Origin of the sequence: Klebsiella sp. X1-16S-Nf21, assembly GCF_002837615.1 — a bacterium.
GTDB lineage: Bacteria > Pseudomonadota > Gammaproteobacteria > Enterobacterales > Enterobacteriaceae > Klebsiella > Klebsiella variicola.
On sequence record NZ_PJDK01000123.1, the window covers coordinates 1 to 9,610 of the forward strand.

The following is a 9,610-nucleotide window of genomic DNA, read 5'->3' on the forward strand; positions in this document are numbered from 1 at the left end:
GCGGCACGGTGTGGTGATGAATGAATGGCGCTTCGAGGAGGCGGGAAAGGAGCGCGTGGTGCGGGTGACGCCGGCGATGGTCTGCGACGATGGGGCACTGCTGCGGCAGTGGGCGCTCAGCGGGGCGGGGATCGCCGGTAAATCATGGTGGGATGTGAAGAGGGATGTAGAGGAGGGACGGCTTCAGGTGCTGTTTGCCGAGCGCTTCACCGGATTCAGCCCCTTAGACCGCAAGGAGGTTGGGCTGCAGTTTGTCTTTCCCCAGCGAAAGCTGCAGCCGCCGCAGGTGTCGGCGTTTATGGCGTTTTTTATCGACTGGCTGGGAGAGTCATCCCCCTCCAGCGCGAGGCGAAGGTGAGCAGAACATGACCTCAGCGCATCTGGCTGAGGATGATACGATCGAAAAGACGGTCGCCCAGCCAGACACGCATCCGGATAAGCAATTTGGCATACTTACCGACGGCATAACGGGGGCGTGGATTTGAGGCCTTCACCGCGACCAGTACTACCTCGGCGATCGTCTGCGGGTCGCTGCCGGTGCCATGGCCGTACGTTTTTTGGATCGACAGGGCGACCCCTCTTACCAACTGACCATACGGTCCTGTGGCCGAACGTTTGACAATACTTTCACTGGCCGCATCGCCGAAGCCGGTTTCAATCACTCCAGGTTCGATGATAACCACCTTGATGCCGAAGTCGGCAACTTCCAGCCGCAGGCAGTCTGACCACCCCTCAAGTGCATGTTTGGTGGCGTGGTACCATGCGCCGAGGACGCTATACATCTTCCCGCCCATGGAAGAGATATTGACAATATATCCGCGACGGCGGGCGCGCATCGCGGGAAGCAGTAGTTGCGTGAGATGCGCCGCGCCGAAGAGATTGACCTCAAACTGGTAGCGAGCCTCATCGATACCGATCTCTTCGACCGGGCCATACAGGCCAAAACCGGCATTATTGACCAGTACATCGACCCCTCCGGTCTGAGACAGAATGGTGTTCACGACCGCCAACCGATCGTCCTGTCGTGAGAGATCCATCTGCAGGCATTGGGCCCCTAGCGAAGCCAGATCGTCCATTTTCCCGAGCTGCCGGGCAGCAACGTAAACCTGGTAACCCTCCTGGATAAGACGACGGGCAATGGCTTTCCCCATCCCTGACGATGCGCCGGTGACCAGCGCGGTTTTCTTTTCCTGAATAAACATAAGCACCTCGGCAAGTAGACTGCGCTGAGTGTGCCTGCTGTCAGGCGCGGTGTCGCTGGCACGGTGCGCCACAATACTGGCAAAGCGCGCCATGACGCGCGCTTAGTTGAGGCGCATCATGTCTCTGAGGGTTTCTGGCGTCTGGCCGGTCCACGCCATAAAAGCCCGGTAGAAGGAATTTGGATCTTCAAAACCGAGCAGAAAGGCGATCTCATAACCGGAAAGCGTGGTATTGAGAAGATAGTGGCGAGCCAGCGCTTCGCGACAAGCGTGAACAAGGGCGCGATAATTCTCTCCCTCCTGCTCCAGCCTGCGCTGCAGGGTGCGTTTGCTCATTCCCAGACGTTGCGCCGTATTGTCGATAGAGGCGTCGTTGCCCGGCAGAAGCTCCAGCAGGACTGCATGAACACGTTCAGCCGTTGAGGCCTGATCGCTAAGCTGGCTGAGACGACGCTGCAGCTCCGGCTCAAAGACCTGCCACATACCTTCGTTCACCGTCAAAAAGGGCCGCAGGGCATCAGCGGCGGCAAAGCTGATGGTCGCCCGCTTTCCATGCTGTATGGTTGTGCCGAAGAAGGCTGAAAAGTGGTGGGTCTGCTGGCGGGTGAGGGGCTTTGAGAGCGTTACTTTCACGGCCTGAACCGGTTCGCGGGTGGCCAGTCGGTTCAGACGAAGTAAAAATGCCAGCTCTGCCACTTCCAGAGAGGCAGGGATTTCTGTTGCTCCCAGCCAGCGCGGAGACACTGTCAGCGTGCCGTTCTGCACGACCGTCGTCTCCAGCACCATGGGGGCAATAAGCAGTTTATACTTGGCCAGCCGCTGGACCGCCTGCATCATGTGGGTACTACACAAGGCGGCGAACAGCGGGGGATCAAACACTTCCGCAGAGACCCTTTCTACAAAGGGCAAAGGAAAGGCCTGATCGTCGCTTTCTTTTTCCAGCACGCGCCAGAAACGCAGATACTCATCGGTAGTCAGACCGCGATTGATGTCTGAAAAGGTGTCGTCCGGCAAACCGGCCTGGCGGAGGAGATGTTCAGGCTCCATCCCTGCGTCTTTGAGCAGCGCTCGCCAACGGAGATTGAGAGAAAAAGTGCGGTTGCGTGCCATGGTGAAATTTCCAGCAGTGAACAGGGCTTTGATGTGCAACGCCCCCTGATAAGAGCATACCTTTTCCCACCCGCCAGTGACATTCCTCTTGCGCCATATTTGAAGTAAAGCACGCCAGCAATGAGAAGGGGGAACGGATGTGGCCCGCGGGGTCGTTAGCCACCTATAGAGTCTTGATCTCAAATATGATTAGATAGCTTTCACTTAAAACCAGTAAGTAGCTGCCATGAATCTCAGGGAAAAAATCATTAATGAATTCGGCGGGTTGTCGCCCGAGCTGCAACGCGCCGCCGAGTTCTCACTGCAAAATGCCAGCCAACTGGTGGTGTTATCGATGCGTGCCTTCGCGGCGGAAGCCGGGGTAAAACCGGCGACGCTGCTGCGTCTGGCGCAGCGGCTGGGTTACCGCGGCTGGAGCGAGCTGAAAAGCGATTTCATTGACGACCTGGGGCTGCGCAATGATACGTACGTATCAAAAGCGGAAAAAATGATGGCCCGCGGCACGCAAACGCAGCTGTATAAAGAGGTTTTTCAGGCGCATCAGGCGAATCTGACCTTTACGCAAAACGAAAATGCGCAGGAGATGGAGCAGGCGGTGACCTTGCTCGATAGCGCGGAGAATGTCTATATCTGCGGATTCCGCGCCAGCTTTCCAATCGCGTGGTCGCTGTTTTATGTCTATCGACTGTTCAACCGGCAGGTATCGTTAATCGATGGCCTGGCCAGCAATATCGAAGTTTTCACCCGCGAACTGACCAACCGGGATTGCGTCTTACTCACCAGCTTTGCGCCCTATTCACGCGAATCACTGGATGTTTTACGGGCAGCCCGGCAGGCAGGGGCGAAGATCCTCGCCATTACCGACTCGCCGGTTTCCCCCTTAGCGCAGGCGGCAGACTGCACGCTGCTGTTTTCCATCGACAGTCCGTCATTTTTCCCTTCCGTGGTCTCCGGCATGGGGCTGGCGGAGTGTTTACTGGCGATGCTGGTGGTGCGCCACGGCCGGGAGGCGGTGAGTAAAATTGAAAGTGCCGAACGCTATCTTATCGATTCTGGCGTCTATGTGATCCCCGGTAAATCCTGATAAATGATTCAAATGTATCTGGTATAAGAATTATGGATGCATTTATATCTTTATTTCGTTGACGTGATCCAAATGGATCCTGCAAGATACGCTCAATTAATGTAGCGGATTCAGGAGCAGAACCCAGTATGAGTCATGTCATTCACCGCAGCCTGCGTAGCACGCCGATCGTGGCCTCACGTGCCCAGGGGGCCTATATCTTTGATGCCCAGGGAAAGCCGTATCTTGATGCCTGCGGCGGGGCGGCGGTTTCCTGCCTCGGACACGCACACCCTGATGTGCTGGCGGCGATGCACCGCCAGATCGATCAGCTGGCCTATGCGCATACCAGTTTTTTTACCAGTGATGTCGTGGAACAGCTGGCCGAACATCTCACCCGCACGGCACCCGGCGAGCTTAACTATGCCTACTTTGTCTCGGGCGGATCCGAAGCAATAGAGACGGCGCTGAAGATAGCGCGGCAGTACTTTGTGGAGATCGGCCAGCCATCGCGCACCCGATTTATCGCCCGTAAACAGAGCTATCACGGCAATACGCTGGGCGCGCTGGCGGTGGGCGGTAACGAATGGCGCCGTCGCCAGTTTGCCCCCTTATTAATGGATGTTATCCGCGTCTCAGCCTGCAATGAGTACCGCGATCGCCGGGCTGACGAGACCCAGCAACAGTATACCGAACGTCTGCTTAATGAGCTGGAGCAAGCCATCCTTGAGGCCGGCCCGGAAACGATTATCGGTTTCTGTGCGGAAACCGTGGTGGGGGCGACGACGGGGGCCACGCCGCCGACGCCGGGCTATCTGAAGGGGGTGCGCCGCCTGTGCGATAAATACGGCATCCTGTATATCGCCGATGAGGTGATGTGCGGTATGGGGCGTACCGGGACGCTGCACGCGTTTGAACAAGACGACGTGGTGCCTGATTTAGTAACCATCGCCAAGGGACTCGGCGGGGGTTATCAGCCGATTGGGGCGGTACTGGCGAGTGAGACCATTGTTTCCGCGCTGAAGGCGGGCAGCGGGTTGTTCCAGCATGGCCACACTTACATTTGTCATGCTACCGCCGCGTCGGCAGCTCTGGCGGTGCAGCAGGTGATTGCGCGCGATAATTTACTGGCTGCCGTCAAACAGCAGGGCGCCTATCTGCAACAGGCCCTGCGCGAGGTGCTGGGTGAGTTACCGCATGTCGGCGATACGCGCGGACGCGGCCTGTTTGCCGGCGTCGAGCTGGTGCGCGATAAAGACAACAAAACCCCGTTCGATCCTGCCCTGAAGCTGCATGCTGCGATCAAAGCAAATTGTATGGCGCGTGGGTTGATGGTCTACCCCATGGGCGGCACGATCGATGGTCAGTATGGCGATCACATCCTGATCGCGCCGCCGTTTATCATCACCCCGGCGCAGATCGACTTTGTGGTCGATACGCTGAACAGCGTGATCCGCGAAGAGACGGGAAAATTATGATCAATCGTTTACCGCCCCTGGCGGAACAGGAATGGGACGAGCGGCAACGTCAGTTAGCGGAAGAGATCATCAATGGGCCGCGCGGCGCCTTACTGCCGCCTTTTGAGCCGCTGCTGCGTAGTCCCGAGCTGATGGCGCATGCCCAGCGTATGGGGGAGTATTTACGTTATCGCAGCGCGCTGGGTCAGCGTCTTTCTGAACTGGCGATTTTGCTGACAGCACGGCACTGGTCACAGCCGGTAGAGTGGGCGATCCATGCGCCAATAGCACGTGAGAAGGGCATCTCTGCCGCGGCGGTGCGGGCGATTAAGCAACGGCGCCCGCCAGACGATCTCCGGCCCGATGAGCAGGTGATCTATGACTTCTGTCAGCAACTGCATCAGCAGCAAAAGGTGAGTGATAGCACCTGGCAACAAGCCGTTGATTTATGGGGTGAGAAGGGCGTGGTGGATCTGATTGGGATAAACGGTTATTACAGTTTTCTCTCCATGGTGATGAACAGCGTCCAGACGCCCGTACCGGATACCACCGACTCTCTATTTTCTGAATAAATTAGCCTTTTCATTCGGGCGCATAATAATGCGCCCTGCATATCAAGTGTTGTTATTGGTTCTTCCGGCGATATATATCGCAGGCTGATATTCGTTGCATGCCATTTCATTGACGCTGAGGGTAATTATGACTGGACTATTTAATAAATTAAAACTGACGCTGGCTTTGGTTATTTGTTCAGCCAGTTTTGTGACAGCAGCCCAGGACAAAATAACGGTGGGCGTGGATACCGCCTTTGTCCCTTTTGAATTTAAACAAGGTGATAAATATGTCGGCTTTGATATCGATTTGTGGGATGCTATCGCAAAGAAAATGCATATCAGCTACGAATTAAGGCCGATGGATTTCGGCGGCCTCATCCCCGGGCTGCAGTCGCGTAATCTGGACGTGGCGATGGCCGGCATAACCATTACCGATGCGCGTAAACAGGTCGTGGATTTCAGTGATGGGTATTATAATGCCGACCTGTTAATAGCCGTGAAAAGTACTGATAATTCCATTGCCAAATTCAGTGATTTGACCGGGAAAAAAGTTGGCCTTAAGCAGGGGACGGCGGCGGCCAGCTTTATGAAAAGCAAATATAAAGCGAATTATATCGAGTTCCCGAACATCGATAACGCCTACCTTGATCTGCAGGCCGGCAATCTCGATGCCGTCGTTCACGATTCGCCAAATGTCCTTTACTACGTGAAGACGGCGGGTAATGGCAAGGTCAAATCCACCGGGGAGACGGACAGCATTCTGCCACAGCAATATGGCTTTGCGATGCAGAAAAACAGCAGCCTGACGCCAAAAGTGAACCAGGCTCTACAGGCCCTGCGTGCCGATGGTACCTACGACAAGATTTACGTAAAGTGGTTTGCTAAACAGCCGAAATAACCCTGCCAGGTCGGAGCGATCCGACCTCATTTCTTCTTGACGGGTAGAATGATGAATTTTGACAGTCGCTATATTTGGGATGCTTTACCGCTGCTGATGCAGGGCTTGCAGCTGACGCTGATTATCTCTTTGTCCGGTTTGTTAGGTGGGTTAATCATTGGCTTGCTGGCGGGAACCTGCCGCGCATTAGGCGGGACAATATCAAAAACGGTATCGCTGGTGTTTGTGGAATTAATCCGCGGAACGCCGATCATGGTGCAGGTGATGTTTATCTACTTCGCCCTGCCGATGGTGTTGCCGGTGCGTATTGACCCGGTTCCTGCCGCTATTATCACCATTGTGATTAACTCCGGCGCTTATATAGCGGAGATCACCCGGGGCGCGATTCTGTCGATCAATAAAGGTTTTAAAGAAGCCAGCCTGGCGATGGGGTTATCGCCACGCAGCACCCTATTACATGTCATTATGCCGCTGGCTTTTCGGCGAATGATCCCGGCATTAGGCAATCAGTGGATTATCAGTATAAAAGATACCTCGCTATTTATTGTGATTGGCGTGGCAGAATTAACCCGCCAGGGACAAGAGATTATTGCCGGTAACTTTCGGGCGCTGGAGGTGTGGACGGCGGTGGCGATGATTTATCTGTTTTTAACATTGTGCCTGAGCTTCCTGCTGAAACAACTTGAGAAAAGGATCCATATTTTATGAGCATGGTTGAATTTAGCGCGGTAGCGAAAAACTTCGGCGCCACTCAGGTGCTGCACGATATCAATTTAAAGATTGAAGCGGGCGAGGTGGTGGTGATCATTGGCCCGTCCGGCTCGGGAAAATCGACCCTGTTGCGCTGCATTAACAAGCTGGAGGAGATCTCTTCGGGAACGCTGCTGGTGGCGGGCATGCATATTACGGATCCGCACGCGAATGAGTGTGATATTCGCCGCGAAGCCGGTATGGTGTTTCAACAGTTTCATTTGTTCCCGCATCTGACCGCCCTTGAGAATGTCATGTTTGGTCCGGTTCGCGTGCGTAAGCAGAGTAAGGCCGCGGCGCGGGAGCAGGCGCTGGCGTTGCTGGACCGCGTGGGTCTGCGCGAACGCGCTAACCACTATCCGGCAGAGCTCTCGGGGGGACAGCAGCAGCGCGTGGCGATAGCTCGTGCCCTGGCGGTAAAACCAAAAATGATGTTATTTGATGAGCCAACATCCGCCCTCGATCCCGAACTGCGGCATGAGGTGTTAAAGGTCATGCGCTCGCTGGCCGAAGAGGGCATGACGATGGTGATTGTGACTCATGAGATTGGCTTTGCCAGAGAGGTGGCTTCCCGGTTGATCTTTATTGATGGCGGCACCATTGCCGAAGATGGTTCACCTGAGGTGCTGCTCACTGCCAGCAGCAATCCGCGTCTGCAAGAGTTTTTGCAACACGTATCCTGAACATAAGTGAATGATGACAATATGAAAACAATCGCAATCCGTGGTTCCGCCTATGCGGTCGGTCAGCAGCTTGGCGCGTTTGGTCGTGAGGCCTGGCATACTAAAATCAGGCAAACAGCGCTGTGGCAAACTGTAACCGCCATGAAAACGGCGGAACAAACCCAGCGCATGCGCGCAGCCGTCCAGGCTCAGTGGCCGCAGATCTGGCAGGAGCTGGAGGGCATGGCGGAGGGGCTGCAGGCGCCGGTGGATGAGGTGTTTGCCTGGAACTGTCGCGGCGATCTGGTGCGTTCGACGTCGGATGGCTGCACTACCCTGGCGGGGATAAGCGCTGAGGGCGAGTTAATTATTGCGCACAACGAAGACGGTTTCCCGCAGCTGCGCGGTGACTGCGCCATCGTCCACGTGACACCGGATGTGGGCCTCGCCTTCACCAGCTTCGCCTACCCCGGCTCCCTGTGCGGGCACACCTTCGCGGTGAATGAGAAGGGGATAGTCAATACGGTCAACAATATTCGTGCCGTGCATCGCCCCGAGGGGATGCCGCGCCAGATACTGGCCCGCGCATCGCTGAATGCCACCACGTTAGATGAGGCCATTACCCTGCTGACCGCGACACCGCGCGCGGGCGCGTTTCACCACACGCTGGGTCAAATGGGCGATAGCCGTCTGTTTAGCGTGGAAGCTACCGGCTCCGGCAGCTCAGTGCGCGAGCTGACCGCCACCTTTGGGCATGCCAACCATCTGATCCATCCCCAGCTTGCGACCATTGAACAGATCGTGACCGGGAGCTCCGGCTCACGCCAGCAGCGCCTGGACGCGTGGCTGGCGACAACCCCGTCGCTGGATGGGGTGACAGCGAAAGCGATGCTCTCCGACCAGCATGATCCGCTGTTACCGATTTACCGGCTGTCTGCGGAAGATCCGGATGACGAAAATACGCTGGCGACGGCCATTTTTACCCTGAGCGCGACCCGGGTCGCATGGCAGGTCTTCACCCTGGATCGTGAAAACGCGGTTTTGCAGGGCAGCCTTTAGCCGGCTGAGGGCGTTTTCAGCAGGGCGATCAGCAGCGTACTGCACGCCATGATCCCCGCCGCCAGCCACATCATGCCTGACAAGCCCGCAGTGGCGATCAGCTGGCCGCCGACAAGCGCCCCGGTGCCGATGGCGGCATTAAAAATAGCCACGTAAATGGCTGACGCCGGCTGGGCGACCGCGCCTGCGCTGCGCAGCAGCCAGGTCTGTAAGCCGACAAACACGATCGCGATACCGGCGCCCCACAGGGCTAACAGCAGCCCGCTAAAACAGAAAGGCAGGAGCGCAAGCCGTCCGGTGCCGAGGAGCGCCAGCGCGCCCCCGCTCAGCAGCAGTGAAGCAAAAATCAGCCCCTTCAGATGACGGTCGATAAGCTTACCCGCGATAACGTTACCCACCAGCCCGGAAACCCCTGACAACAGCAGCAGACCGGAGAGAGCGGTCGCCGGTACTCCCTGCAGTGTTATCAGCAGCGGTTCAACGTAGGTGAAGGCGGCAAAGTGAGCGGTAATGATGCAGGCCGTGGCGCCATACAGGCCGCAGAGCAGCGGATTACGGAAGATATCGCGATAAACACCCAGCCTGACGGGGGTGGACGCGGCCAGCGCGGGCAGCGTCGAGCATAGCACTGCCGCTGCGGCCAGTGACAGCAGGGCCACCGCCAAAAACGCGTGTCGCCAGCCCGCCAGGGTGGCGATAAAGCTCGCCAGCGGTACCCCCACAACGCTTGCCGCCGACACGCCGCCAAAAATGATTGCCGTAGCCAGCCCCAGCCGGTGTGGCGGGACCAGCTGCGCGGCGACGATGCCAATTAAGGCCCAGAAGGCGCCATGCGCCAGGGCGCCAATCATGCGG

The 9,610-nt window shown here is 56.8% G+C and carries 11 protein-coding genes; 8 read left to right on the forward strand and 3 right to left on the reverse strand.

The genetic code is table 11. The features are described 5' to 3' along the window. Positions 1 to 358 (forward strand): LysR substrate-binding domain-containing protein (locus tag CW267_RS28865; RefSeq protein ID WP_264755092.1); only part of this gene is annotated, 358 nt, incomplete at its 5' end. Between the two features lie 13 nt (positions 359 to 371). Here CW267_RS28865 and CW267_RS28870 read toward each other — a convergent pair. Further along, positions 372 to 1,202 carry an oxidoreductase gene (locus CW267_RS28870; RefSeq protein ID WP_022065497.1) on the reverse strand — a complete coding sequence of 277 codons (831 nt, stop codon included), beginning with the start codon at positions 1,200 to 1,202 and terminating at the stop codon, positions 372 to 374. Between the two features lie 102 nt (positions 1,203 to 1,304). After that, positions 1,305 to 2,312 (reverse strand): AraC family transcriptional regulator, encoded by a 1,008-nt coding sequence (locus tag CW267_RS28875; protein ID WP_008807648.1) that lies wholly within the window; start codon positions 2,310 to 2,312, stop codon positions 1,305 to 1,307. Between the two features lie 226 nt (positions 2,313 to 2,538). Between CW267_RS28875 and CW267_RS28880 the strand changes: the two genes are divergently transcribed. The 7 genes from CW267_RS28880 to CW267_RS28910 all read left to right on the forward strand — a co-directional run bounded on the left by CW267_RS28880 (position 2,539) and on the right by CW267_RS28910 (position 8,755). After that, complete coding sequence (locus CW267_RS28880; RefSeq protein WP_008807647.1) at positions 2,539 to 3,396, forward strand: MurR/RpiR family transcriptional regulator; 858 nt, start codon at positions 2,539 to 2,541, stop codon at positions 3,394 to 3,396. A 128-nt stretch (positions 3,397 to 3,524) separates the two neighbouring features. After that, positions 3,525 to 4,853 carry an aspartate aminotransferase family protein gene (locus CW267_RS28885; RefSeq protein ID WP_032739607.1) on the forward strand — a complete coding sequence of 443 codons (1,329 nt, stop codon included), beginning with the start codon at positions 3,525 to 3,527 and terminating at the stop codon, positions 4,851 to 4,853. After that, positions 4,850 to 5,404, forward strand: coding sequence for a carboxymuconolactone decarboxylase family protein (locus tag CW267_RS28890; RefSeq protein WP_170919896.1), 555 nt, complete (start codon positions 4,850 to 4,852; stop codon positions 5,402 to 5,404). Before CW267_RS28885 ends, CW267_RS28890 begins: the two co-directional genes overlap by 4 nt. 127 nt (positions 5,405 to 5,531) lie before the next feature. Then, the gene (glnH, locus tag CW267_RS28895; protein ID WP_008807644.1) at positions 5,532 to 6,284 is read left to right on the forward strand and encodes a glutamine ABC transporter substrate-binding protein GlnH; all 753 of its coding nucleotides are present in this window, start codon (positions 5,532 to 5,534) and stop codon (positions 6,282 to 6,284) included. Positions 6,285 to 6,335: 51 nt separating this feature from the next. Beyond that, positions 6,336 to 6,992: a glutamine ABC transporter permease GlnP gene (gene glnP, locus CW267_RS28900; protein WP_012542106.1), complete on the forward strand. Its 657-nt coding sequence runs from the start codon at positions 6,336 to 6,338 to the stop codon at positions 6,990 to 6,992. A 2-nt stretch (positions 6,993 to 6,994) separates the two neighbouring features. Continuing rightward, positions 6,995 to 7,717, forward strand: a complete 723-nt coding sequence (gene glnQ, locus CW267_RS28905; protein WP_012542105.1) for a glutamine ABC transporter ATP-binding protein GlnQ — start codon at positions 6,995 to 6,997, stop codon at positions 7,715 to 7,717. 21 nt (positions 7,718 to 7,738) lie between these two features. Then, entirely contained in the window at positions 7,739 to 8,755 is a 1,017-nt protein-coding gene (locus tag CW267_RS28910; RefSeq protein WP_032754064.1) for an acyl-CoA--6-aminopenicillanic acid acyl-transferase, read from the forward strand. Here the strand turns inward: CW267_RS28910 and CW267_RS28915 are convergent. Further along, on the reverse strand, positions 8,752 to 9,610 hold an 859-nt coding region (locus tag CW267_RS28915; RefSeq protein WP_101148699.1), incomplete at its 5' end, for an MFS transporter. The genes CW267_RS28910 and CW267_RS28915 overlap by 4 nt on opposite strands.